A 25,588-nucleotide genomic window follows, 5' to 3' on the forward strand; every position below is an offset into this window, starting at 1 on the left:
ACTAATAACCGACTGCATAATAAGAGCCGTATGAATTGAGAGGTTCACGTACGGTTCTGTGAGAGGTTTAGGGGTGGGATTCCCCTTTACCTACTCGACCGGGAATTTTGTGTTCGTCTCATCCGACAATAGGACATCGTCCGACTTATTGGCGGCATCCTCCTTTAAGGCAATGGCCGCTTCGGCAGCCGTTTGGTTGGCATCCACATCCTCCTGTACCGTTTCTATACTGCCTTGGAGAACTCCTTCAGCATTGACCGCTCGAGTCGTTTCTGTGGCAAGGTCAATAGCCAGTGTATTTTCTGCGTCTGTTGCCCGGAGCATCTCTGCTTCCAGGTCTTCGGCCAGTTGCATTTCGGCAGCAGTGGCTCGGTCTATCTCTTCAGAAAGCGCCTCACTGCCGGCAGCAGCGGAGGCATTCACAAAGGTTTTGACGGCCAATTCGGTCGGAAATTTTGTGTTCGTCTCATCCGACAGGGTCACGTCGGACGATTTGTTGGCTGCATCTTCCTTTAAAGCTATCGCAGTTTCGGCAGACGTTTTGTTGGTGTCCACATTCTCCTGAACTGTTTCTATGTTGCCCTGCAAAACACCTTCGGCAGTAGTTGCACGGGTCGTTTCTGCGGCAAGGCCGGTGGTCAAGGTATTTTCCGCATCTATGGCCCGGCTTGTTTCAGTGGCAAGGTCGGCGGTCAGTTTGTCCTCGGCGGCCATGGCACGGGTTGCTTCGGAGGCAAGGTTGTCGGTCAAGGTGTTTTCAGCACCTGTTGCACGGGTGGTCTCGGCGTCAAGGTCAGCAGCCAGTGTATTTTCAGCGTCTGTTGCCCGGAGCATCTCTGCTTCCAGGTCCTCGGCCAGTTGCATTTCGGCAGTAGTGGCACGGTCTATCTCTTCAGAAAGCGCCTCACTGCCGGCAGCAGCGGAAGCATTCACAAAGGTTTTGACGGCCAATTCGGTCGGGAATTTTGTGTTCGTCTCATCCGACAATAAAACATCCTCCGATTTGTTAGCCGCATCCTCTTTTAAGGCGATGGCCGTTTCAGCGGCCGTTTGGTTGGTATCCACATCCTCCTGTACGGTTTCTATATTAGACTGCAGAACTCCTTCAGCATCGATCGCTCGGGCCGTTTCTGTGGCTAGGTCAGTTGCCAATGTATTTTCGGCATCTTTGGCCCGACTGGTTTCAGCGGCAAGATCTGTGGTTAATGTATTCTCGGCATCAATGGCACGGGTTGTTTCCGCAAAAAGATCAGCGGTTAACTTATCCTCGGCAGCCATGGCACGGCTTGCTTCTGTGGAGAGGTTGGTCGTTAATGTGTTTTCAGCACCTGTGGCACGGATCGTTTCCGCTTCCAGGTCTTCGGCCAGTTGCATTTCGGCAGCAGTGGCACGGTCTATCTCTTCAGAAAGGGCCTCACTGCCGGCAGCAACGGAGGCATCCACAAAGGTTTTTACGGCCAGCTCGGTCGGGAATTTTGTGTTCGTCTCATCCGACAATAAGACATCCTCCGATTTATTGGCGGCATCCTCCTTTAAGGCGATATTAATTGAATTTGCTGCTGCTACCGCTTTAGTTGCAGCCATTTCTGATGCAAAGGCTGATTCATCTACTTTTAAATCCAAAAATGGCTGAATCTTGGCCAGGGTCAAAAAAGGCAATAGCATTTTGGATGTATCCGATGCAAAGACAAGCGCCGGTACATTATCGAGATCAGAGAAATTACCTGAAAGTGCCACTTTTGACAAATCAGGTTTGTTTAAAATTTCTGTCTCTCCACTATTTGCCTCCCAATCTGAATTTTGTTGAACCGGATTTTTAAGCAAGGTCCAAATATTTCCATTAAAAAAATAAAATCCTGCTGTACCATCTATTTGGTAAATCAATAAGGACTCTGCTGGGTTTTGGATTCCATTTCTTTGTCCCTGGGTTAAACGGGGTATTAAAAGTCCCTTATCATTGGATTCAATTTCCAAAGCGGCAGAAACATGAGGGTTTTCTGTTCCTATTCCTACCTGGGCATGAATCAAAAAAGGAGCTAAAAAAAGAAGGGCTAGCAAGAGTAGATTTTTCTTCATTTTACTTTTTATAAATTTTAAAATAATTTTTCTGGTCTGATCAATGTGACTAAAGCTTTATTCAAATAGTGTCAATATGGCAATCACCATGAAAATGCCCCGGAGAACATTCATTTTATTTTGAAAAATGAGCTTCGATTAAAAAGGGAGTGTTGCCTTTTTCTCATTACTTTTTTTGTAAAGCAACCTATTTCTAAGTCCCCATTCAAAATTTGTATGTTTCAAAAAAGATTCATGAAACAGGCTTTGATTAAACAGGAATTTATAAGATTTAAAGACCATTATTTGGCATATAAAAGGTTGTATCAAAAAATAATATTTTTTATCCGCACCCTACAGAACAGAGAAATACTCAACAATTATGGGAAATTGTTCGCTATTTTGTATTCAAAAAAACAATTAATCAGTAAAGCAAATCATGGTAATGAGTACCAGACCAAATAAATTTTATTACTGTCTTTCAAGAACAGGGAAAAAAATGTTTCAATAAGACCTATAAAAAAACAAACGTGAGACCGTATTTTAAGGAATAAGTTTACCTATTTAATAATGATATAACCTTTAATCTCCCCTGGCTTAGGAGGGGTATTAAAAAAAATTGACGTATACCTTATCCTTATTTATTCTGTAAATAATCTTCAAGGCTCCTACCAACAGATCTTTTCCCAATCTGCTTTCAACATAGATTTATCTTTTCAAAGCATCAAATAAAATTTCCACCGGATGCAGGGCCTTTCTCCCTGTGCCATCTGCAATCTGGTGCCTGCAGCTGGTACCCGGAGCTGCGATCAGCGCATCTTCCTCCGCCTCCCGTACTGCCGGAAACAATACCATTTCCCCTATCTGCATGCTCAAGGCATAATGCTCCTTTTCATATCCAAATGATCCTGCCATGCCACAACATCCGGAGGGGATTACCTTTACCTTATAATTTTGGGGCAGTTCCAGTATTTTTCTGGAATAATTGACGGAGGACAATGCCTTTTGGTGACAATGCCCGTGAAGACTGACCTGCTTTTTATCAGTAATAAATGACTGACTATCAATATTTCCAGCAATGATTTCCTTGGCCAGAAACTCATCAATCATTTCGCAGTGAAACTTCAGGGACTTGGCCTTTTCCCGTAACCCTTTGTCTACCAGTCTTGGATATTCATCCCTGAAACTAAGAATAGCTGATGGTTCCAAACCTATGAGGGGGTGCTCTGCGTCCACCAGCTCCGAAAATACCCTCACATTCTTTTCTGCAACTTTCTGAGCATAATCCAGAAGCCCTTTTGAAAGGGCTCCCCTCCCACTTTCCGCATGTTCCACCATCTTTACGCCATAACCCAAATGCCTGAGCAACTGGATGGCTTTAATTCCGGTGGCCGTATCATTGTGGTTGGTAAATTCATCACAAAAAAAGTAGACTGTTTTGATGATTTCCTTTCCTTTTAACCGGGGATATTCCTTCTTATACCATTGCCGCAAGGATTGTTTGCTGATGGCAGGCAGGTTCCGTTCCGGTGCTACATCAAGCATTTTTTTCAATCCCGCACCTGTGGTCCCGTTGGAGAGGAAAAAATTAGCTATACCGGGAACCAAACTCCCCAGACCATTCAATTTATTGATGTAGGCAAATGCCCTGGACCTCAGCGGTACCCCATTGGATTTGTGGTATTGGTATTGGAATTCTGCTTTGAGAGTGGCCATGTCCACATTAGAAGGACACTCCGAGGTACAGCCCTTGCAGGAAAGACACAGGTCCATTACCTCTTTGATTTCAGGGTGATCAAAAGGATTGGACTTATTGCTGTTGGTTAAAAACTCCCTGAGGGTGTTGGCCCTTCCCCGGGTAGTATCCTTTTCATAGCGCGTGGCCTGGAAGCTGGGACACATGGTGCCTCCACCTGAATTGGGCAATTTCCTGCAATCACCTGAGCCATTGCATTTCTCCGCCATGCGCAGGATTCCTCCCACATGGCTGAAATCAAATTTGGTCTCATGCTCAGGGGTAACCATATCCGGTTCATACCTCAGGGAGGTATTCATGGGAGGCGCATCCACAATTTTTCCCGGATTAAAAATTCCTTTGGGATCCCAGGTAGCTTTCAATCTTTTGAAGAGCTCATAATTATCCTGCCCCACCATCATAGGGATAAAGGCAGCCCTTACCCGGCCGTCACCGTGTTCCCCACTGAGTGATCCATGGTACTTCTTGACCAGTTTCGCACTGGCTTCGCTGATTTGATAAAATTCTTCCACATCTTTGGCCTTTTTTAGGTCAAGGATAGGTCGAAGATGGATCTCTCCGGCTCCTGCATGGGCATAATAGACCGGCTCCTGCCCAAACCCTTTCATGATTTCTGCAAATTCATCAATATAGGCAGCCAGGTCATCGATATCCACTGCAGTATCCTCGATGCAGGCCACTGCTTTTTTATCGCCCGGAATATTGGCCAGGAGGCCAAGGCCAGCACTTCTAAGCTCCCAGGCACTGCTGGTCCGCTCAGGACCGATGACCGGATAGGCATATCCCAGCCCTACCTCTTTAAGCGCATCCACAAATACCAGTCCCTGTTCCCGGGCTTCAGCTATGGTTTTTCCCCTGAATTCAACCATCAAAATGGCCTTGGGGTCTCCTTCTACAAAATCGCGGTTTTTACTTTGCTCTACATTCTCCTTCGTACAATCCAGAATGATTTTATCCATCAGTTCCACAGCCGTAGGCGTATATTTCATGGCCACCTGTGCCGCTTTCATGCTTTCATGTATGCTATTGAAATGAGCGGCAACCACTATATCACAGGGATCCGGCAAGGGATCCAGGTGAATTTTAATTTCAGTGGTAATTGCCAGTGTACCCTCAGATCCGCAAAGCAGTTTACAAAAATCAAAAGGATCATTTGAGGAAGAAAACAATTGAGATTCCAATAGATAATCTACGGCATATCCCGTATTTCTTCTGTGGATACTGGCTTTCGGAAAATGTTCCCGGATGTTTTTCTGAATATCGGGATTACCCAGCTCTTGGCGTATATGTCGGTAAAGCGCTCCTTCTTTGTCATCCTGTTTACACTTCAACGCAAAATCATCCGGACTCATGGGTTTAAACATGACCTCCGACCCATCGCTGAGCAGGACTTTCAATTCCATGACATGTTCGCGGGTACTTCCATAGACTATGGACGTGGTCCCACAACTGTTGTTGCCTACCATCCCTCCAATCATAGCCCGGGAAGCTGTACTGGTAATGGGACTAAAGAAGTATCCGTGATCTTTGAGGTAGTTGTTGAGCTCATTCCGAACCACGCCCGGTTGCACCCGGATCCAGCCTTCGTTTTTATTGAATTCTATTACTTTGTTCAGGTATTTGGAAACATCCAACACTATCCCTTCACCCACACATTGGCCCGCAAGGGAAGTCCCTGCTGTACGTGGGATCAACGAGGTTTCGTTTTCAGCAGCAAACTGAATCAGCTTTTTAATATCAGAAGTATTCTTTGGCAGGGCCACGGCCAGAGGGAGCGAACGGTAAACCGATGCATCAGTAGCATATAAGGTTTTCATTAAACTGTCGAAATGCAGTTCCCCGTCCAACTCTCCTGCCAAACGCTTCAAAAGGGAATTAAAGTCCTTTGTATCTTTACTCATGGATCAAAAATATAACAGTTAATGCTAGAAATGAACTGGCAGCGGGGATTTTATTTCAATAAAAGCACAGTTGATTCAATTTTGGTTTCTATTTTTGAAGTTCCTTACACATGCTTTTCATTCACCCAAAAGATAATGTTACTACAAGCCCCTCTTGACCAGGTACAAATTGATCATTTACGTAAAATTGGAATGCTTCACCCGGATGAAATGGTAATCAGCAGTGAAAAAGCCGGAGAAGGAAACATGAACATCACGCTAGTCATTAAAACAGAAAAGCGATCATTTGTATTGAAGCAGTCCAGGGACTTTGTAGCCAAATACCCCCAGGTGCCTGCACCCAGAGAAAGGACCGGAATTGAATATACCTTTTACCAGACCCTCGCAAAGGATGAGGTCCTGGCTTCCTTCTCTCCTAAAATACTGGGCTTTGATAAATCGAACTGGCTGCTGGCACTGGCTTATTTGAAAGGCGGTAAGGATTACCTGGACATTTACCGGCAGCCTGAAATTCTGGAATGGGGTCGTGTGACAGCGTTGCTGCAGTACCTTAAAAGACTGCACCAAATACCTCTTTCAGATTTTCCGGAAAATAGGAAAATGCGAGAGCTCAACCACCAGCACATCTTTGTACTCCCCTATCAGAAGGACAATGGAATTGACCTGGATCAAATCCAACCCGGCCTGCAAGACTTGGCCCGGACAGTAAAAAGTCAACAGCCATTGCTAAATAAAATCAAATCATTGGGAGAAAGGTACCTGCGCCAAGGAAAACACCTGATACATGGGGATTTTTATCCCGGAAGCTGGCTGCAAACGGCTGAAGGAATGAAGGTCATTGATACCGAATTTGCTTTTATGGGTGATCCGGAATTTGATCTGTCTGTGATGCTGGCACATCTTAAAATGGCTCAGGTTTCCGAACCCATGATTGCGGACATACTCAAAACCTATCCGCTAAACACCCAATTGCTCTCCCAGTATACAGGGGCAGAAATATTGCGCCGGATATTTGGTCTTGCCCAACTGCCCTTATCATTAACTTTACCGGAGAAAGAAAAGCTAACTCATGATGCCATTGATCTACTCGTATATGAACAATTTTAAACTTATTTTTCTGTTGCTTTTAGGGATCAGTGCCTGCAGTACTGAAAATCAGCCCCGTGAAAAACCAGAAAAGTCTGAAGATATACCTTTCACATTAAGTATCGACAAAACTCAACTGGAGGACAAGGTAAAGGGAATGCTTATTGGAAGTGCGATTGGGGATGCCATGGGAGCACCTACCGAGATGTGGAGCCGCGATGCCATTAACAGGGAATATGGTTGGGTCACGTCACTGGATGATATGGTCCGTGAAGTTTCCCCTGAAGGTACCTGGAAGGTGAATTTACCGGCCGGAGGCACGACCGATGATACCCGGTGGAAAAAGCTGGTCTTTGAATATCTGGATAAACAGCAAAGCCTGGAACTTGATCCCATCGGATTTTCAGAGCATATCCTGAATGAATATGAAATGTATTTTGAAGATTTTAAGACCCTTCAACCCGAACAGACCGAGGCCCTGGAATATGCTAATCTCAGGGTATTGTGGCTGCAGGAGTGGTACAAAGTATCCCAGCCTTTGATGGACAATGACCTGATGGCTTACCAAAAAGCGTTGGGAAAATTCTATGGAGGAGAAATGGTTTGTGCCGGTTTGCTTTATGCTCCGGCCCTGGGCACTTTGTATCCCGGTCAACCCGAAAAAGCCTATGAGCAGGCTTTCAACCTGAGCTTGTTTGACCTGGGTTATGCCAAGGACATCAGTGCTTTATCGGCTGCCATGACTGCAGCAGCCATGACCGCAGATGGTAAACCAGCCGCAATGCTGGAGGTGCTGCGAGGGATAGATCCTGAAAACTACTTCAAAAGCCGGTTGGTAGGTAGAAGTAGTTATCGCATCCTGCAAACTGCCCTTTCTATTGTAGAAGAGGCCAAAGGCCAGATGTCCTTTGAAAACGGATTAAACGAGCCGGGCGAACCGACAAAGGAAGCCATCGAGGAAGCTTTTTATCTTTTGGATGAACATTTGCAGGACATGCCCTTCCATGCAGGAGAGATTCACCTGCAAGTGCTCACTGCCATGTTGTTTAGTGATTTTGACTTTCAAAACACCCTGGTCTTTCTGGTTAATTTTGGCCGGGACAATGATACCACTGCTGCCATTGCCGGAGCCATTTTAGGAGCCTTTCATGGTTTTGAGAAGCTTCCTGATACCATGAAACACCAGGTTATCTCTGTCAATCAAGACTTGCTGGATATAGATTTAAATGGGTTGGCAGAAAATCAAGCGGCAAAGATACAAGCACTATACGGGATGAAATGATAGTCTTAGTTACAGCTAACCCAAACAGGTGACTCTAAAGATTTTTTTCTAAATAATGGATGTTTTTTAAATTATTTACTAAAAAAATTTGTTTTAATTATGTAAAATTTGGAAATCCCATTTATCAGGGATATAAATCGTTAATATGTCATTACCTCTAAAATTCATAGATAAAAATAATTCAGGTTTTTTCGCTACAGTCAGACAAAGAGTGGACCGGTATTTTGATACCAATGAAATCTCCAAGCGCGCCAATGGGTCCATGGTACTCAAAACTATCACCTATCTGGTTACCTTTGCAGGCCTTTATCTGACCATTTTGTTGGAAGTGTTTCCTTCCTGGGTTTCCCTGTTGCTGGCCATTGCTTTGGGCATGAACATGGCATTCATTGGCTTCAATATTTGCCATGATGCCCTGCACGGATCCTATTCTTCAAAAAAATGGGTCAATAGTTCGTTGGGTTTTCTTTTCAATATCATTGGAGCAAACGTATATGTTTGGAAAATAACCCACAATAAAATACACCATACCTATACCAATATTGTTGGCCATGACGGAGATCTTGAAGTAGCACCCGGGATTGTCAGGGTTTCTCCTGAGGAGAAGTACCATCCCATCCATCGGTTTCAGCACATCTATGCTTTTTTTCTTTATTCTCTGGCCTCCATATCCTGGTTTTTCAGAAAGGATTATAAAAAGTTCTTTCAGAAGCGGATAGGAAAACATGAGAACAAACATCCTAAAATCGAATATTTCAACCTTTTCTTCTATAAGCTGCTCTATTACAGTCTTTTTATCATAGTGCCATTGATCGTGATGGATATTACCTGGTGGCAGTTTTTGATTGGTTTTCTGGCATTGAATTTTGCTGAGGGATTGGTTCTAGGATTGGTATTTCAATTGGCTCATCTTGTTGAGCAAACCGAATTTCCCAATCCCGGGGAGGAAGAAAATATTGAAGATGCCTGGGCAGTACATCAGATGAAAACCACGGCTAATTTCGCCCGAAAAAGCCGCTTGACCACCTTCCTTTGCGGGGGCTTGAATTTGCAGGTAGAACACCATTTGTTCCCAAAAATTTGCCATATCCACTACCCGCAAATCTCAGGGATTGTCAAAGAAACCGCTCAGGAATTTGGCCTGCCCTATCATGAAAATAAGAGCTTTGCCTCAGCGCTAAAATCACATTATAACTTTCTGAAGAAAGCGGGAAGAAAATGATAGTATTTGATTGAAACAGGCTTACACCCAATTGGTGTTATCATGAAATGGACTTTTGCTAAATTTAAGTATATTTCAAACATTTTTCAATACTCCGTTTGCTAACTTTCATAGCCTGATTTGGTTAGGAAGAAGTATACTTCTAAAGAGACCCAAATGGAAAGTAATCTGATAACCACCGCTTTTTTACCCTTAGCACTGGCATTTATCATGCTGGGGATGGGTCTAAGCTTAAACCTTGGCGATTTTAAAAACATTTTTAGATATCCCAAGGCCATGGTCTTGGGATTGTTTTGTCAATTGGTATTATTACCGGTACTCGGTTTTTTTTTGATCTTGAGTTTCGGACTGAAAGGAACGATGGCGGTGGGGATTATGATCATAGCTTGCTGCCCCGGCGGACCCACCTCCAACATGATCACCCACTTGAGTAAAGGAGATACGGCTTTGTCCATTAGTCTGACCGCTATGAGTTCGGTGATAACCATTTTCACCATTCCCTTATTGGTTAATTTTTCCATTGTTTATTTTGGGGAAGAAGGGAGTGTTTCCCTCCCCTTTATCCCTACCGTACTTCGGATTACTGGAGTAACCTTGGTTCCTGTCGCCATTGGCATGTGGCTAAAACACCGTTTTGCAGCAATGGCACAAAAGGCGGACCGGCCCGTTCGGATTGCTTCCATCTTATTTTTCGTTTTGGTCGTGGGAGGAGCTATCTTAAACGAAAAGGATCAAATCGTTAACTTCTTTGCCGTAGCTGGGCCGGTAACTTTATTGCTGAATGTACTCACGTTTGGACTATCCCTACTATTTTCTCGGCTATTGACACTTCCAGTGCCGCAACAATTGGCGATCAGCATCGAATCCGGCATTCAAAATGGTACCTTAGGTATCATGATTGCTGCTACCTTATTGCAGAATTCAGCCATGTCCATACCTGTCGTTATTTACAGCTTGATCATGTTCGTGGCCTCTATCCTGATTGTGTCCATCTCTGGAAAAATGGACAAGGGCGGATTGGTAAACGCGAAAGGGTAATACCCGTTTTTTTATGACTTAAATAACAGTAAATCTTTCTCCTGGGAAACGTTTCCAATGCAGACTCAATGAAGCTTACCTATTTCCTCCTATAACCCAAATTGCCTGAGGTGATGGTCCATATGCAGCCAAACCACCTTTCCCCATTCTTGGGTATTCAGGGGGCCAAAAAAAGGATGTGGGGCTGTAAAGACCTGACCCGGTGCTGCAAATTGCTGTAAACAGGAGACAAAAAGTAATTTCTCCTCCTCAAATACCTCCGGTTTTATTTTCCCTTTGGTTTCAAATGGGGCAGCCGTTTTGACATTTTTGGGAAACCAGGGTAAAATACGGAGGATTAGAAATTTTAATGCTTTTTGCTTGAAACTTCCTGGTAGGACCGGTTTGTTCCAGGCCAGAATTCTTTGGTTAGCCAAATTACAGTGGTGAAGCATTTCGGTAGCATTCATCCTACCCCAGGAGGGTTTGGTTAGGGCAGTAAGGGGAGCTACCCGCACCATTAAACCGGCCACTGCTGAACTATCCAGGACGCTTTGCTTCATAGCTACGTCAAAACATCCTTAATTACCCGACCATGCACATCGGTCAATCTAAAATCCCTGCCTCCAAAGTGATAAGTAAGTAATTTGTGATCTACCCCCAGTAGGTGAAGCATGGTAGCATGCAGGTCGTGAATGGTAACGGGATTTTCTACTACCCTGTATCCATATTCATCCGTCTGACCATAAATGGTGCCTCCTTTTATCCCTGCCCCCGCCATCCACATGCTAAATGCTGAAGGATTATGGTCCCTGCCATCCATACCCTGGGCAAAAGGCGTACGCCCAAACTCACCGGTCCAAACCACCAGGGTCTCTTCCAAAAGACCCCTGGATTTGAGGTCCTTTAACAATCCTGCAATGGGCTTGTCTACTGCGTGGGCATTCCGTTCATGTCCATCCTTAAGGTTATGGTGTTGGTCCCAGCGGTCAATACCATCGAGACTTGGGCAGGTCAGCTCCACAAACCTCACCCCTCTTTCCACCAACCTGCGAGCCATCAGGCATTGGGCACCGTAATTCCGTGTATGGGGATCTTCATCAAATAAACCATACAATTCCCGGGTAGCTTTGGTCTCCGATTTGAACTCCGTCAATTCAGGAACAGATGACTGCATTTGATAGGCAAGTTCATAATTCCTGATCGCTGCCTCCAACTCGTCTGATTTGCCTGCATTTTTATCATCCATTTGATGGATGAAATCTAATTTCTTTCTTTGTTGGGCAGACAGGCTGTTATCAGACTTAATATTGGCAACGGGCATGCTTCCGGTTTTCATAATAGAAGCTTGGAAATCAGCCGGTAAAAAACCATTTTTAAAGTTATCTACGCCTCCGGGAGGCACCAAACCGCCATCCAGCACCACATAACCCGGTAAATTACTGTTTTCTGAGCCCAAACCATAATTGATCCAGGCCCCCATGCTGGGACGTCCCTGCAGACCGCTTCCGGTATGCAAAAAATAATTCGCATTGGTATGTTCCGGAAAATTAGATACCATGGAACGGATCAGTGCCAGGTCATCCACACAGGTAGCAACCTGAGGAAAAAGTTCGCTCACAGCCATCCCAGACTCACCATAACGTTTAAAAGCCCAGGGACTTTGAAGTATTTTGCCGTTATTATTAAACTGAGTCGCATCTATTTTGAATTTTGGATCCTGCCCATTCTCTTTGGCCAACCTGGGCTTTGGATCGAAGGAGTCCACCTGGGACACGCCTCCATCCATGTAAAGAAAAATGATGTTTTTTGCCTTTGGTAAATAATGAGGGGAATGCGCCAGTTGAGATAGCAAATCCCGGGAACCCTTGTCAGGGGATTTACAGGCAGAAGCCAGGGATCCCATCATGCCCATCAAAGCCATCGATCCAAAGCCACACCTGCAAATTTCCAGCATCTTCCTGCGGCTCAATGCTTGATTCATTAGGGGTTTATGTTTGTTCATGGGACTACATTAAATAGATAAATGATTTCATATTGAACAAGGCATGACAATATTCTTTCCAAACCTGAATTTGTTTTTCTTCGGAAGGAATGCCATCCGGTGATTCGAGGGAATCACCTATTTCCCGAAGAAAAGTCAGCCCCTTCTCTCGCTCAAATTCTGAGGCAGGCCGGGAAAAAGCACGCAAGTATGCCTCATTAATTCGTTGCGCTGTACTTAATCCGGGAGCAGCAATCAGGGATTTTGCCATAATCTCGGCCTGCTCCGCAACAAAAGGATCGTTCATCAAAAAAAGAGACTGCGCCGGAACATTGGTTACATCCCTCCTGCCAAATGTGGTAAATGGCGTGGGACGGTCAAAAGCCATCATCATCCTGTCAAGAAAATTTCTCCGGACCTCCAGGTAGATGGACCTGCGACCTGCCCCGTCCAGGGGACCGGATTTTCCTGGCCTTCCCCTGCCTTGCATAAAAGAGGTCAAATATACCGGAACAGGTGGACCCTGTAGGCTGCTATCCAATGCTCCGGAGGAAAAAAGCATGGCATCTCTAATGGCTTCAGCCTCCAAACGCCTTACAGGATAATGCGCCAAATAGATATTTTCAGGATCTAAATCCCTCCCATTTTTTTCTGTGCTCCTTTGGAAGGCCTCAGTCATGACCATGGCCTTAATCATCTTTTTGACAGACCAATTTTCTTCCTGGAATTTTATAGCCAAGAAATCCAGCAACTCAGGATGACTGGGTAGCTTTCCCTGCAAGCCAAAGTTATCCACGGTTTCTACCAATCCCTTACCGAAGACATGATACCAAATCCGGTTCACCATTACCCTGGCCGTTAGGGGATTTTTAGGATCCAGAATGGTTTCCGTCATTTTAGCTCTTCCGCTTCCCTTTGTTTGTATGGGGTTTTGCCAGTCCAATATTTCGGAAAGAAAACTCCTTTCCACTACTTTATTCCCCGTATCAAGGTGATTTCCCCTGTTGAATACAGGGCTTTCTCTGGCCAATCCATCTGCCACTCCCTGAATAAATATACTGTCAGCAACTGAAGCCTGTAGCAAGTCTTTTCTCAACACCAAATTAACCAAGTCCGGAAACTCAGTTTCAAGATTTCCATCTTCAATGCCTTTATTAATATAAGTCACCTCGTTTATCCTGCTATTTCCTGCCTGCCAGCTATCAAGCATACCGGATAGGGAACCTGCTGTTGAGTGGCTATCCAGGGGGGGAGTTAGCCAGGATTCATCATAGGCAATGGCATAAGCTGCCTCAATGTAAGCCTCCTGATCCTGTTCGTATTGATGGCGGACATATCTGCCTGGTAATATTTCAATATAGGCCTCATGCCCCAGCCAGTCCCCTACATCAAAGACGTAGTTTTTCCACTCTTCCTCATTGACTTTCTGGTCAAGTCCTCCATAGATGGGATAGCTGATCAGTTGAAAATTGTCCATTACCAGGCGGATACTGCCCCCTTTTCCTCTTGCCCTGACCCCCAGGTGCTTATTTTCCAAGGTGAAATTTCCTGACCTCAGGGCACCGTATTTTCCGGGTCCGAATTTCCTGCTCGAAGCCATCCCCGGACTCAAGCCCACTAACTGACCAGTACCGGTTTTGATTAAAGGATCCCCCAGAGTGGTACTTTGACCAAAAGCCCAGCCATCGGCCAGCCAGCCGTCAAAATCCTGCCCCCTGAAATCACCCAATACCTTAACGTTTTTTTCAATACCCTTGTCCTCAGCCGGTGATTGGTCATGTACAAAAAATACCGGCACAGAATCCTGCGACTGCCCCTTCCAGGAGGCTGCAAGCATTTCTTTAATTTGTCGTTTGAGCTGATGCGCTTCTTTAATTTTGGAAGTTTTCATTTGGGTATCTCCCAGGGGTACCGGGCTAAAACGGGTACTACCCAATATACCATATAAAGCATAATAATCTGAAGTGGGAATGGGGTCAAACTTGTGGTCATGACACCTGGAGCAGGCTACCGTTAGTCCCTGGAAACTTTTACCAATCACGTCAATCATGTTGTCAATGCGGTCTGCCTCATCCTTTTTGGTGTCCACCGGGCTATGGGTTCCCTCTGTCATGGTCAAAAACAGGGTAGCAATCACCGACTCATTATGGCCTGTTTCCGGATCTATCCTGGGTACGGGCAGAAGGTCACCCATCAGGTGTTCCCTTACCAATTGATCATAGGGTACATCTGCATTAAATGCACGGATCAAATAATCCCTGTATTTCCAGGCTCCCTGAATCTCATAATCGAATTCGTGACCTTTGGTTTCCGCATACCGGACCACATCCATCCAGTGGCTGGCCCATTTTTCCCCAAAAGCCGGGCTCTGTAAGTATTGATCCACCAATTGCTCGTAGGCCTTTGGATCCTCATTGGCGACAAATGAATGAATGATTTCCGGATCGGGAGGCAAGCCCGTCAATACTAAAGAAAGCCGCCTGAGCAAGCTGTATTTATCTGCCCGCTCACTGGCGCTAATGGCGGATTCCTGAATTTTTTTATCGAGCAACCCATCGATGATTTGGTGGGTAGGAATAGCTTCGTGTTCCTGCTGCATCTTTGGGGGTATAAACGACCAATGGGGCTGGTATTCGGCTCCCTGAGCAACCCATTTCTTTAATAAAGCGATCTCTTTTTCGCTTAATTCCAGTTTGGATGAAGGGGGTGGCATCCTCAGCTCGGGATCATTCTGGGTAATGCGGTCCAATAAGTTGCTTTTGGAGGCTGATCCCGGAACGATAGCAGCGTGCCCACTTTCCAGAAGTTTGGTAGCACCTTCTGGTACATCCAACCGTAATCCTGCTTCCCGGCTGCTGGGATCTGGTCCGTGACACAAATAACATTTTTGGACCAAAATGGGCTTGATATGGTAATTGAAATCAACCTGGGCAGGCATCTCTTCCGCCAATTCATTTCTTTGGCAAGAAAAAAACACCAGCAGTCCCATGATAAAAATCAACAGCGGGCCAAAGACTTGTATCCATTTTCTGCCTACAGCATGCAATAACATATCCTTCAATACCAATTAAAATACTTTATTTTAAATTTAGTCATATTCACAACAATTTCAATAGAAGGAGATAAAATTCTAAACAAAGGTTGACATTTACTTGTTTAACCAATGGTACTTGTTGGGTCTTAATGAGTACTTAGTTTACCGGTGCCAATCACTTCGATGGTTGTGTGATTTTCTGTTAGTGGTAAACTTCCTGCAAGGTCGGCATTCGGACTATTTAGCCTGGACTAACCGAAAGGGAAATGTGGAACCCTGCATATCGTACCCTCCATCTTGAGTTCATATTGAATACTTTTATCCTATAAAGATAAATATTAAATATATCTTTATTTATTTTTATATTCCTATTAATAGGTAAAATGCAATAAAAATAAATCTATTTAAAGGGCTTTTGGCCTAAATCCGAAACTTATTCCGTAATGCGTATCTAAATGCGCTACCCATTTGAAAAACTAAAATTTTGTTATCATATTCTAAAAATTTTATTTTGTGTAATAGCAATTTATTAAATTTTTAAAATATAATTTTTTGTAGTAACCTTTTATTATATTAATGAAACCGATTGCATTGTCTATAAAATATTCTTATGTTAGGCGAATAATGGCTTGAACAACAACCATTTTCAAGCCGATACTCAGGGATAAAGTCCTGAAAACAATTCAATTATTCATTAATTCTAACCCAAAAAAAATGAAAAAATGCTTACAATTGCGTGGCGTCAAAGGGATAGGCCGTCAAAGCCTTGCTCTTTGGGTCAGCCTTTTGTTTGCCGCAAGCACTTCTGCGGCAGACATGGCTAAGAATGAGCCATCCGAGAAGCCCCGGGAGGAAAATCGCCTACTGGTGATTGCCCAGGAAGAGGACATTACCGTTTCGGGTATTGTTACTGATGAATCCGGAGAAGGGATTCCTGGTGTTACTGTATTCATTGCGGGTACAGGAACAGGTACGGTTACGGACATTGATGGTAGTTATTCACTGTCTGTACCAGAAGGAGCAGAACTCACTTACTCCTATGTTGGATTTGTTTCCCAAACCATAACTGTAGGAAACCAGTCTGAAATCAATATTACCTTGTTAATGGATACCGCTTCCCTGGAAGAGGTTGTTGTCATTGGGTATGGTACCGCCAGAAAGAGGGATTTAACCGGGGCGGTTTCTTCCGTTACCGCTACCAGACTGGAAAATGAAAACCCCAACTCCGTACAGGATGTACTCCGCGGAAACATTGCAGGCCTGAATGTAGGTTTAAGCACCTCTGCAAAAGGAGGTGGCAGCCTGGAAGTAAGGGGTAGAACCTCCCTGAATGCCGGATCCAGTCCACTGATCGTTTTGGATGGGGCTATTTATTACGGACAACTGGCCGATATCAACCCCAACGATATCGAAAGCATCGATGTCTTAAAGGATGCCAGTTCGGCTGCCGTATTTGGTGCGAAAGCGGCCAACGGTGTAGTTTTGGTCAACACGAAAAAAGGAGCTTTGGGTAAACCTCAGGTAAAAATCAACACCAACTGGGGGGTGGCCAGCATGGCCAAAAACGAGCCCGTATACGGTCCACAAGGCTTTTTGTCCTGGAGAGAAGATGTAATGGAAAGTATCAATGCCGGAGGTTTTGAACCCTACCGCTTTTCAAATCCCAATACCCTTCCTTCAGATATTTCCCTGGAAACCTGGTTGGATTACGACGGATCAGATGGAGACCCGGAAACGGTCTGGTTGCAGCGCCTAAACATGCAACCACTTGAAATAGCCAATTACAAGGCTGGCGAAAGTACCAACTGGTACAACATGATGTTTCAGAATGGTTTGCGACAAGACCATACCGTAAGCCTTTCCGGTAGAAGCGAGGATTTTCAGTATTACTGGTCCATGGGTTACCTTGACAACGAAGGACTTATCGTTGGTGATAAGTTTACCACCATCAGAAGCCGGTTCAATATAGAAGGCAATGTCAACGAGTGGTTGACGGTAGGAATGAACACCCAATTTGCAGACAGGGATGAAAGCCAGATCCCCGTAAGCTGGGGCAATATGGTCAACCTTTCGCCCTGGGGAGAACCATTCCTTGAGGATGGTGTTAGCTTAAGGTTCAGACCCAATGAAGAAGTAAGTGGAGGTCGCCATCCTTATTACACGCCAAGCTATACCGATCGCCTGCAAAAGGAGACCACCATCAACTCTACGCTCTTTGCTTCCATCGAATTACCTTTTGGAATCAAGTTCAGGACCAATTTCACTCCCAGGTATGAATTTTACGAACGGTACAACCATGAAATGGCTGCCCACCAGGATTTTGAAAACATGGGAGGAAGAGCCAGCAGGCAGCAGAGAAAGGTGTATTTCTGGCAAGTAGATAATATCCTGAGCTGGAATAAAAACTTCAACAATATTCATAATTTTGATGTGACCTTGTTGGCAAATGCCGAAAAATTTCAAAGTTGGGATAATTCCATGCAAAATGTGGGTTTTGAACCACATGACAGATTGGGATACCATAACATCGGTGCAGGTATCAATCCCATCATTTCAAGCAATGATCAGCAACATACCGCAGATGCCCTGATGGGCAGGGTGATTTATTCCCTTTCCGACAAATACATTACCACCCTTTCCGTACGTAGGGATGGTTATTCAGCCTTTGGTCAAAGTAATCCAAGGGCTACTTTTACTTCAGCGGCTTTTGGCTGGTTATTTACCGATGAAGACTTTGTAAATATCCCCTGGCTGGACTATGGTAAATTAAGGGCTTCCTGGGGAGTAAACGGAAACAGGGATATTGGTCGTTATGCGGCCTTGTCTGATTTGCAAACAGGTAAATATTTTTACCAGAGTACCAGTGGAGAATTGTACTTTGTGAGCCAGTTGTATGTGAACACCATGCAAAACGAAAACCTGCGCTGGGAAAAAACCACTTCCACCAACCTGGGCCTGGACTTCTCCTTGTTCAACAACATCCTGGATGGTACGGTAGAAGTGTATGACATGTCTACCACCGACCTTTTGGTTGAGAGGAGTCTTCCGGATATCCTGGGTTTCAACTTTGTGTATGACAACCTTGGTGAAGTCAGAAACCGGGGCGTGGAAGTCAGCTTAAACAGCCTCCTGATGAATCGCTCCAATCTGACCTGGCGGACAAGCCTCAATTTCCAAATGAACCGCAACAAAATTGTAAGCCTGTATGGTGACCTGGATGAAAACGGTGAAGAATTGGATGATATCGGTAACCGTTGGTTTATCGACAGGGCCATTGATGCTGTCTGGGATTATAAAACAGACGGTATCTGGCAAACCCCTGAAGCTGATGAGGCCAGTGATTATGGGGTCAAACCGGGAGATTTTAAAATCGAAGATGTCAATGATGATGGCTTGTATACCAATGCTGACCGGCAGTTTCTAGGCTTTACCCAGCCCAGATCCCGATGGAGTTTGAGAAATGAATTTAAAATTGGGAAAAATTTCGACATTTCCTTTATGATGTACGCCTATCTGGGGCATATAGGAACCTTCAACCAAAGGAAAAACCGTCAGGGATTTCTGGATCGATCCAACTCTTACATTCTGCCGTATTGGACAGAGGAAAACCCAAGCAATGAATGGGCCAGGCTGTATTCCAGTGAAGGAGGAGCCGGTGGTTTCAATGTGTACCAGAGCAGGTCCTTTGTGAGATTTGAAAATATCTCCATGGCCTATACCGTACCTCAGCCAATTGTGGAAAGAGCGAAAATTCAGAATTTAAGGCTGTACATGAATGTAAGAAATGTGGGATTCTGGGCGCCTGAATTCAACTTCTGGGATCCTGAATCTGCAGGTCCAACCCCAAGAATCTTTACTTTAGGACTGGATTTGACGCTTTAATGATTGAGTATTTAAAAGAAATCATCATGAAAATAAATATAAAGAAATCATCGTTTTACCTGGCCCTTTTAGCGACAGGTATGATGCTTACCACAACAGGATGCGATGAATCCTGGCTGGAACCCAAACCGCTTTCCTTCTACGCACCGGAAAACACCTTTAACGCCGCCAGCGGACTTTGGGGTGCGTTGGTAGCCTGTGAGCGAAACATGCGCCATGAGTATACCGGCGATGGACCGCCTATCCTGACCGAACATATTTTTACCGAAGTGGCTGTGGAAGGCACTACGGATAAGTCAGGACCGGCACAGGACATGAACCTGCTGATTACCCCCGATGCCAACCTGAATAGTGTCAACACGAATAAAATAGGTTGGTACTGGTATGAGGGTTTTAAAGGCATCAAGTATGCCAACACGGTGATATCCAGAATAGATGATCCTGTAGATTACGAATCGGAGGAAGAACGCAACCATATCCTGGGCACGGCTTATTTCCACCGGGCATTACGGTATTATCGCCTGACCAATCAATTTGGAGATGTGCCCTTGATTCTGGAAGAAATTCTGGAACCCAGACTTGATTTTTATTCTACCGACAGGGAAGTTATTCTCCGGAAGATGAAAGAAGATTTGGAATGGGCAGAGCCCTGGGTTCCCGAAGTAATGGACCGGGGCCAGGTTCCAAAGGGAGCCATTCAACATCTGCTGACCAAGGTAAATCTTGCCCTGGGAGAATTTGATGATGCCATCGCTTCTGCCAGCCGCCTGATTGACGGAGGTACACATGCCTTGATGACAGAGAGGTTTGGCTCCACTGGAAATGATCCGGAAAGAAACCTGATATGGGATCTTCACCGGCCGGAAAACAAATCCCTGAATGCCAATACAGAAGCCATATTAATGGTGATGGACCGTTTGGACACCGACGGCAACTCCGGGGGAATGTCCTCTATGCGTCAGGGGGTACCCTTTTGGCTTACCAATATCAATACCCCCAACGGCAACAGGGGTACCATCGATCAACCAGGAATTGAGTATGACCATGTTACCCGCTACGGAAGGGGAATCGGAAGGCTGAGAGGTACCTGGTACCACCAAAGCATGATTTGGGATGATGAAAATGACCTCAGACATGCACCCGGAAACTGGATGGACATGACCGATCTGGTCTACAACAATCCGGATCTAATCGGCCAGGATGATGAATATTATGGACAACCCTTGCAATTAAGAAATGCGCAAGGCACCGTATTAGTAGTCGACACCATCAGAAGCTGGTTTTCATGGCCACACTACAAATTATATGTCCCACAACCACAAAATATCAGGCCCAGTGGAGGACACAGTGACTGGTACATTTTCCGTCTGGCAGAAACCTATCTTCTCCGGGCTGAAGCCTATGTATGGAAAGGGGATATGGCCAATGCAGCAGCAGATGTAAATGCCGTCAGAACCCGGGCCGGCGCTGCACCTTATGGTCCTGAAGAGATGAACATAGGGACTATTCTGGATGAAAGAGCTAGAGAGCTGTACTATGAAGAACCCAGAAAAACGGAACTGACCCGTATGGCATATATCTTTGCCAACACCGGTATTCAGGCCTACAATGGGAAAACCTATTCTGCAGAAAATTTCTCAGAGGATAATTTTCTATATGACAGGATCATGGAATTTACGGATTATTACAACAAAGGTGTTTTTACGCGTCATGGTGATACCTATACCTATAGTCCTTACCATGTGTTATGGCCTATTCCTGCCAATGCCATCAATACCAATACGCAGGGCATCATCAACCAAAACCAGGGTTACTCAGGCTTTGAAAACAATGTACCCCCGCTGACAACAGAGGATGGAAACCACAGCGGCACTGAGGATTAAAATCAGCCTATTCACAAATTACAATAGCCCGGAAGGAATTTCCGGGCTTTTTTTATATCAGCAACCATTTCCTACGATTAGTGATTTATAGTTACCTGATTTTGAACTGATTTCATAAAAAAATTATTAAATTTTATTGACAATACTTGTATCAGAAACATCTGTCTGGTCCAATTGGGGGCAATTCCCGGAACCAGATTGGCGACATAGGTAGGGTTCCACCCCGGTGCAGGATCTATCCGGTGTATATGTATTTTTCCTTGAGAAACATGATTAAAATTGTTATTGAGCACTGAATGTAGAAACCTGAGTTCGACTCTAGATAAGGTTTACGGAAGTGTAAATCAAAAAAGAAAGTAAAAAAATCAGACTGCACAAAATCCCCCTTAATAAGGGGGAAGGGGGATTTTTTTGCGTCCCATTCCAGGGTGAGTCATGATTAATAGGTTTGAGTCATCATATAATTACCATCCTTATGAAAGAATAGGCACTATAATTCGTAAAGATTTAAAATCGAACTCAGGTTAGAAAAAAATAGCGCAATTCATTCATTGAAAACAAAAAACCGCCGGAATAAATCTTCCCGGCGGGTTATCAATACTTCTTTACTGCTTACAAACCAAACAAACCTGGCAACCAAAGGGTTAACTCCGGCACCAAAGTGATCACCAGCAATCCAAGAATCATGGCCAGGAAAAAGGGCAACAAAGGCAGAAATACCTTGGCAATACTGGTCCTGGCTACCCCCACACCAATAAATAGTACAGAACCTACCGGAGGCGTACAAATTCCAATACACAAATTCAATACCATCATGATGCCGAAGTGTACCGGGTCAATGCCCAGTGTCACCACTGCAGGAAGGAATATCGGCGTAAAAATAAGTACTGCCGGCGTCATGTCCATAAAGGTGCCTACAAATAACAGGATCAGGTTGATCATGATCAGGATCACAAATTTATTGTCACTAAGTGCCAATAAGGCCGCACTAATGGACTGGGGAATGTTCTCACTGGACATGGCCCAGGACATGCTCATGGATGTAGCAATCAGGAGCATCACAATGGCCGTTGTTTCAGAAGATTTCAACAATACGCCAGGAAGATCCTTGATTTTGATTTCACCATAAATAAAAGACAGTACAAGGGTGTAAATCACAGCTATGGCTGAAGCCTCTGTGGCGGTGAAAACGCCGACCACAATACCCCCAATCACAACCACTAAAAGCATCAGGCTGGGAAAGGCTGCCAAAAACTTTTTGGTCAATTCCTTTAAACTGGTAATTTCTCCTCCCTTGAGGTTGTGTTTTTTTATAAAAATGGCAGCCGTAATCATCAAAAACATTCCAATAAGCAATCCCGGTATATAACCCGCTACAAAAAGGGCGGCAATGGAAACGCCACCGCTTGCCAGGGAATACACAATCAATACATTGGAGGGGGGAATGATCAATCCGGTAGTGGAGGACGTGATGTTGACGGCAGCACCCAACTCTCTGGGGTAGCCTTCTTTTTCCATTCTTGGCCCCAATATCCCGCCAATGGCAGAGGCAGCTGCTGCCGCTGAACCAGCAATGGCACCAAAGAGCATGGCGGCAATCACGTTCACATATAGCAGTCCACCCGGCAACCTGCCCGTCATGGCTTTGGCCAGGTTAATTAACCTGTTGGCAATACCGCCCTTATTCATGATCTCTCCTGCCAGAATAAAAAAAGGAATGGCCAGCAAGGCAAAACTATCCAAACCTACACCCATCCTCTGGGCAATGGTAGTGGCCGATGGTACCGTGGCAATGGTAACGGTCAGGGTCAAAAAACTGGAAAAACCCAGTGCCCAGGCTACGGGAACACCGATCCCCATGAGCGTAATAAAACTGACCACCAATATGAGTATACTTAAATATTCTTCCATTTCGATTAAATTTGGGCTTTAGGTTTATTCATCAACGTTTTCAGACCTACCAATTGGTAAAAAAGTACCAACAGACCGCTGAGCGGAATCATCGTATAGACATAGGCCAGGGGTAGTTGGAGGGTGGCTGATTTTTGCTCCAGCGTATAGGTTATAAAAACCAGATTAGCTCCTCCGAGGATCATGACAGGAATGACAAAAAGAACGATCACCACTCTGATCAGCATCATTAATTTCCGATGGGCTTCTCCCTTCAATTTGGTGGGCAGCAGGTCTATGGCCAGGTGATTGTCCTGTCCGGCCACATACGCCGCTCCCAACATTCCCAACCATACCAACAGGTACCGGGAAAGTTCATCTGTAAATGAACTGGGTGACTGTACCACATACCTTGAAAAAACCTGCCAGCTCACATTCAGGACCATGGCTCCCATGATAATTATTAATAATATAGAAACCCATTTATCGATTTTCAATTTAAATCTTTCCATATTTTCAATATTCTCTGATTTTTTCCACCAATGCATACATTTCAGGATCATTGATCTTCATCCTTTCATAAACACTTTCGGCTGCCTTCCGAAAAGGTTCTTTATCAGGGTAAGAGATATTCACTCCTGCCTCTTCAAGAATCCTCATGGATTCCGCTACGGACTCTTCCCAAAGTTTGAATTGATAAACGGCTGATTCATCTGCGGCTTCCTGAAGCCATTGCTTTTCTTCGTCGGACAAAATATCCCATACCTTGGTACTGACGATCATCATGTCTGGAATGGCCGTATGTTCATTCAGGGAATAATACTTGCATACTTCATAGTGCCTGGAGGTTACCAGACTGGGCGGGTTATTTTCAGCCCCATCTACAATTCCCTGCTGTAGCGCCGTATACAACTCCCCAAAGGAAACGGGAGTGGGTGATCCCCCAAAACTCTGAACCATATTGACGGCAGTAGGGCTTTCCATTACCCTTACTTTGAGGCCCTGGATATCCTCAGGCTTTTCTACCGGGGTGTTGATGGTGTAAAAACTTCTTTTGCCGGCATCATAAAAACAAAGCCCCTTCAGCCAGTATTTTTCCCCGGCTGCCAAAAACTGCTCCCCAATGGGGCCTTCCAAAACCCTGGCCTGATGTTCATCGTCCCTGAATAAGTAGGGCTGTCCGAGGATCTTAATTTCAGGAGCAAATCCCTCCATGGCAGCTGTCGATACCTTGGTCATGGACAAACTGCCGATTTGCAACAGCTCTACCAATTCCCTTTCCGTGCCCAATTGCTGGTTGGGGTAAACCTGAACAATCATTTCCCCTCCTGATTTTTCCTCTGCCTTTTGTGCCAGAAATAACATGGCTTCATGTACAGGATGACTGGTATCCAGCCCATGGCCGAGCTTCAGTATCCTTACTCCTCCCGGTTTTGAACATCCGATCAAAACGGCCGCAAGCAACAGTGTCCCCAGATAACTCACGGATTTCCTCATTGTAATTTTCAACATACTTATTGTGGTATTATTTTGGTTTTCATTATTTGTTAATCTCGGTATCTCACATGAATTTAATCAGGCTTAGCGCAACAATTTCCCCACATTTTCTCCTATTACCAGTTGGTCTACTTCCTCTACAGTAACGAAATTGGCATCACCAGGAACAGAGTGTTTCAAAACGGAAGCGGCAACGGCAAACTCCAGGGCTTCTTGTTTGGTTCGGTGCATCAAACCAAAAATCAACCCGGCCATAAAAGCATCCCCACCACCAATCCGGTCCACTATATTGGGCATATCATAGGTTTTGGAATGTATCAAAGTATTTTCACTCCACAAAATTCCTTTCAATTTATTATGGGAGGCTGAAAGTGAATCCCGCTCTGTGGTAGAAACCACCTGGATAGCAGGACACTGCTCCTTTGCCTTTTCACAGGCTTGCCCGAAGTCTGTATCATGAATATCCATACAATTGGCCAAATCGGTCAGGCCGGCAATGATTACCTGGCTATGGGCAATCAATTCGGGCATGATCTCCAAAGGTGATTTCCCATACCGCCATAAATTTCTTCTGTAATTAATATCTCCGCTGACCATCACCCCATTTTTTTTGGCGGCTTGCAGCACTTTCAGACACAAGGAGGCAGCAGAGGCAGATACAGCAGGAGTGATCCCGGACCAATGAAACCAATCTACCCCTTTAAATACGATATCCCAATCTACATCCTGACCGTCAAAGTGAGAAAAAACGGAATCAAACCTGTCGTAAATAATTTTGGAGGATCGCTGCATGGCTCCATTTTCCAAAAAATAAAGGCCCATCCGCCCCTCCTGCACCTGTATGTAGGAAGTATCAATTCCTCCTGTCTTCAGGTAGCGAATTGCCGCCCGGCCCATGTCATTGGCAGGCAAGGCACTGATGAGGGAAACATCTTGCTGCCAATACGCCAGGGAAACGCCAACATTTGCTTCAGAACCGCCAAATTCGGCATCGTAATTCCTTGCCTGAATAAACCTTTCGTGCCCGGGAGTAGAAAACCGCATCATGACCTCTCCTAAAGTGACTATCCGTTTACGCATTTACCTGTTTGGTTATTTG

At 44.8% G+C, this 25,588-nt stretch carries 15 protein-coding genes; 6 read left to right on the forward strand and 9 right to left on the reverse strand.

Features of this window, described 5'->3' with window-relative positions:
- Positions 1–90: 90 nt before the first annotated feature.
- A complete protein-coding gene (locus GL182_RS05155; protein ID WP_163378550.1) occupies positions 91–2,076 on the reverse strand; it encodes a hypothetical protein in 1,986 nt (661 codons plus the stop codon).
- A 687-nt stretch (positions 2,077–2,763) separates the two neighbouring features.
- Positions 2,764–5,712: an FAD-binding and (Fe-S)-binding domain-containing protein gene (locus GL182_RS05160; protein ID WP_163378552.1), complete on the reverse strand. Its 2,949-nt coding sequence runs from the start codon at positions 5,710–5,712 to the stop codon at positions 2,764–2,766.
- 135 nt (positions 5,713–5,847) lie between these two features.
- On the opposite strand from GL182_RS05160, the gene GL182_RS05165 reads away from it, so the two are divergent.
- The 4 genes from GL182_RS05165 (at position 5,848) to GL182_RS05180 (ending at position 10,340) form a co-directional block, all read left to right on the forward strand.
- A complete protein-coding gene (locus tag GL182_RS05165) occupies positions 5,848–6,819 on the forward strand; it encodes a phosphotransferase (RefSeq protein WP_163378554.1) in 972 nt (323 codons plus the stop codon).
- Positions 6,806–8,080, forward strand: a complete 1,275-nt coding sequence (locus GL182_RS05170; RefSeq protein ID WP_163378556.1) for an ADP-ribosylglycohydrolase family protein — start codon at positions 6,806–6,808, stop codon at positions 8,078–8,080. The genes GL182_RS05165 and GL182_RS05170 overlap by 14 nt, the downstream gene beginning before the upstream one ends.
- 145 nt (positions 8,081–8,225) lie before the next feature.
- Positions 8,226–9,302 carry a fatty acid desaturase family protein gene (locus GL182_RS05175; protein ID WP_163378558.1) on the forward strand — a complete coding sequence of 359 codons (1,077 nt, stop codon included), beginning with the start codon at positions 8,226–8,228 and terminating at the stop codon, positions 9,300–9,302.
- Positions 9,303–9,458: 156 nt separating this feature from the next.
- On the forward strand, positions 9,459–10,340 hold the full coding sequence (locus GL182_RS05180; protein ID WP_163378559.1) for a bile acid:sodium symporter family protein: 882 nt from the start codon (positions 9,459–9,461) through the stop codon (positions 10,338–10,340).
- 89 nt (positions 10,341–10,429) lie between these two features.
- Here GL182_RS05180 and GL182_RS05185 read toward each other — a convergent pair whose 3' ends face one another.
- Genes GL182_RS05185 through GL182_RS05195 form a run of 3 tightly spaced genes read right to left on the reverse strand, consistent with a single transcriptional unit; the run spans position 10,430 to position 15,370 of the window.
- Complete coding sequence (locus GL182_RS05185) at positions 10,430–10,882, reverse strand: DUF1569 domain-containing protein (RefSeq protein ID WP_163378561.1); 453 nt, start codon at positions 10,880–10,882, stop codon at positions 10,430–10,432.
- A 2-nt stretch (positions 10,883–10,884) separates the two neighbouring features.
- The gene (locus GL182_RS05190; protein WP_240469632.1) at positions 10,885–12,303 is read right to left on the reverse strand and encodes a DUF1501 domain-containing protein; all 1,419 of its coding nucleotides are present in this window, start codon (positions 12,301–12,303) and stop codon (positions 10,885–10,887) included.
- 25 nt (positions 12,304–12,328) lie between these two features.
- Positions 12,329–15,370: a PSD1 and planctomycete cytochrome C domain-containing protein gene (locus GL182_RS05195; protein WP_240469633.1), complete on the reverse strand. Its 3,042-nt coding sequence runs from the start codon at positions 15,368–15,370 to the stop codon at positions 12,329–12,331.
- Positions 15,371–16,051: 681 nt separating this feature from the next.
- Here GL182_RS05195 and GL182_RS05200 point away from each other — a divergent pair.
- The gene (locus GL182_RS05200) at positions 16,052–19,219 is read left to right on the forward strand and encodes a SusC/RagA family TonB-linked outer membrane protein (RefSeq protein WP_240469642.1); all 3,168 of its coding nucleotides are present in this window, start codon (positions 16,052–16,054) and stop codon (positions 19,217–19,219) included.
- A 26-nt stretch (positions 19,220–19,245) separates the two neighbouring features.
- The gene (locus tag GL182_RS05205) at positions 19,246–21,102 is read left to right on the forward strand and encodes a RagB/SusD family nutrient uptake outer membrane protein (RefSeq protein WP_163378563.1); all 1,857 of its coding nucleotides are present in this window, start codon (positions 19,246–19,248) and stop codon (positions 21,100–21,102) included.
- 612 nt (positions 21,103–21,714) lie between these two features.
- On the opposite strand, the gene GL182_RS05210 is transcribed toward GL182_RS05205, so the two are convergent.
- The 4 genes from GL182_RS05210 to GL182_RS05225 form a co-directional block, all read right to left on the reverse strand.
- Positions 21,715–23,013 (reverse strand): TRAP transporter large permease, encoded by a 1,299-nt coding sequence (locus GL182_RS05210; RefSeq protein WP_163378565.1) that lies wholly within the window; start codon positions 23,011–23,013, stop codon positions 21,715–21,717.
- Positions 23,014–23,018: 5 nt separating this feature from the next.
- Entirely contained in the window at positions 23,019–23,504 is a 486-nt protein-coding gene (locus GL182_RS05215) for a TRAP transporter small permease (RefSeq protein ID WP_163378567.1), read from the reverse strand.
- 4 nt (positions 23,505–23,508) lie between these two features.
- A complete protein-coding gene (locus GL182_RS05220; protein WP_163378569.1) occupies positions 23,509–24,504 on the reverse strand; it encodes a TRAP transporter substrate-binding protein in 996 nt (331 codons plus the stop codon).
- A 69-nt stretch (positions 24,505–24,573) separates the two neighbouring features.
- The gene (locus tag GL182_RS05225) at positions 24,574–25,569 is read right to left on the reverse strand and encodes a sugar kinase (RefSeq protein ID WP_163378571.1); all 996 of its coding nucleotides are present in this window, start codon (positions 25,567–25,569) and stop codon (positions 24,574–24,576) included.
- Positions 25,570–25,588 lie beyond the last annotated feature (19 nt).

Origin of the sequence: Cyclobacterium sp. SYSU L10401 (assembly GCF_010993705.1) — a bacterium.
Taxonomy (GTDB): Bacteria; Bacteroidota; Bacteroidia; order Cytophagales; family Cyclobacteriaceae; genus Cyclobacterium.

Coding starts and splice junctions, on each gene's coding strand:
- GL182_RS05225 (WP_163378571.1), bottom strand. CDS start 25,569: ATGCGTAAACGGATAGTCACTTTAGGAGAGGTCATGATGCGGTTTTCT.
- GL182_RS05200 (WP_240469642.1), top strand. CDS start 16,052: ATGAAAAAATGCTTACAATTGCGTGGCGTCAAAGGGATAGGCCGTCAA.
- GL182_RS05205 (WP_163378563.1), top strand. CDS start 19,246: ATGAAAATAAATATAAAGAAATCATCGTTTTACCTGGCCCTTTTAGCG.
- GL182_RS05175 (WP_163378558.1), top strand. CDS start 8,226: ATGTCATTACCTCTAAAATTCATAGATAAAAATAATTCAGGTTTTTTC.
- GL182_RS05155 (WP_163378550.1), bottom strand. CDS start 2,076: ATGAAGAAAAATCTACTCTTGCTAGCCCTTCTTTTTTTAGCTCCTTTT.
- GL182_RS05220 (WP_163378569.1), bottom strand. CDS start 24,504: ATGTTGAAAATTACAATGAGGAAATCCGTGAGTTATCTGGGGACACTG.
- GL182_RS05170 (WP_163378556.1), top strand. CDS start 6,806: ATGAACAATTTTAAACTTATTTTTCTGTTGCTTTTAGGGATCAGTGCC.
- GL182_RS05180 (WP_163378559.1), top strand. CDS start 9,459: ATGGAAAGTAATCTGATAACCACCGCTTTTTTACCCTTAGCACTGGCA.
- GL182_RS05165 (WP_163378554.1), top strand. CDS start 5,848: ATGTTACTACAAGCCCCTCTTGACCAGGTACAAATTGATCATTTACGT.
- GL182_RS05215 (WP_163378567.1), bottom strand. CDS start 23,504: ATGGAAAGATTTAAATTGAAAATCGATAAATGGGTTTCTATATTATTA.
- GL182_RS05160 (WP_163378552.1), bottom strand. CDS start 5,712: ATGAGTAAAGATACAAAGGACTTTAATTCCCTTTTGAAGCGTTTGGCA.
- GL182_RS05185 (WP_163378561.1), bottom strand. CDS start 10,882: ATGAAGCAAAGCGTCCTGGATAGTTCAGCAGTGGCCGGTTTAATGGTG.
- GL182_RS05190 (WP_240469632.1), bottom strand. CDS start 12,303: ATGAATCAAGCATTGAGCCGCAGGAAGATGCTGGAAATTTGCAGGTGT.
- GL182_RS05210 (WP_163378565.1), bottom strand. CDS start 23,013: ATGGAAGAATATTTAAGTATACTCATATTGGTGGTCAGTTTTATTACG.